This window comes from Mycobacterium bulgaricum (assembly GCF_041287165.2).
Lineage (GTDB): Bacteria > Actinomycetota > Actinomycetes > Mycobacteriales > Mycobacteriaceae > Mycobacterium > Mycobacterium bulgaricum.
In genome coordinates, this window is record NZ_JBGGKV020000040.1 from 1 (window position 1) to 826 (window position 826).

1 protein-coding gene is annotated in these 826 nt (G+C 65.5%); it reads left to right on the forward strand.

Features of this window, described 5'->3' with window-relative positions; genetic code table 11:
- Positions 1-104: 104 nt before the first annotated feature.
- Positions 105-826: DUF222 domain-containing protein (locus ACAG24_RS29475; RefSeq protein WP_374150818.1), on the forward strand; the 722-nt coding region annotated here is incomplete at its 3' end.

The following is an 826-nucleotide window of genomic DNA, read 5'->3' on the forward strand; positions in this document are numbered from 1 at the left end:
CCAGTCGGAGGACGAGTCATCACCGGCGGCGAACGAGCAAGACCATCCTCACCCGAACCCGCTTAACAGAATCAATGTCGGTGTGCTCGACTAGTCTCGAACACGTGTTCGATGGATCGCTTCCGGAGCCTTCTGCGTTAGGTGCTGTCAGCGACGCGGTGCTGGCTGGGGCGATTTCGGGGTGGGCGGCGGTGTCGGCGGCTGCGGAGGCCCGCAAGCTGGCGGCGGTCGCGGAGGTGCATCGGCGTGCGTGCACTGGTGAGCTTCGGGAGCGCGATGTCATCGATGACTCCGAGGCGGCTGGAGCGGTCGTGTCGTGTGCGTTGATCGTCAGTGCGGGCAAGGCGCTCGGGCTGATCGATTTGGCCGTGACCTTGCGCGACCGTCTCCCCAAAGTGGGGGCACGGTTTCTGGCCGGGGAGATCACCGGGGCGATGATCGCCACGATCGCGTGGCGCACGTTTTTGGTGGCGGAGTCGGCGTTGGCGGCCATCGACACGGAGATCGCTGAGCACGCCCCGGCGTGGGGAACCCTGTCCCAGCACGGTCTGAACAAGGCCATCGATTTCTGGATCGATCGTCATGATCCGGATGCGGTGCGCAAGACCCGGGAGGCGATGCGGGGCCGCTACTTTGTGATCGGGGACCGTGAGGATCGCGGCGAGGGCACGGTCACGGTGCACGGCCGGGTCAGTGTGGTCGATGCCGCGTTGATGCATCAGCGGTTGGTGGCGATGATCGGGACGCCGTGTCGACACGACCCGCGCACGATGGATCAGCGCCGTGCTGATGCGGTCGGTGCAGTGTTCGGGAAAGGCCTGTTCTT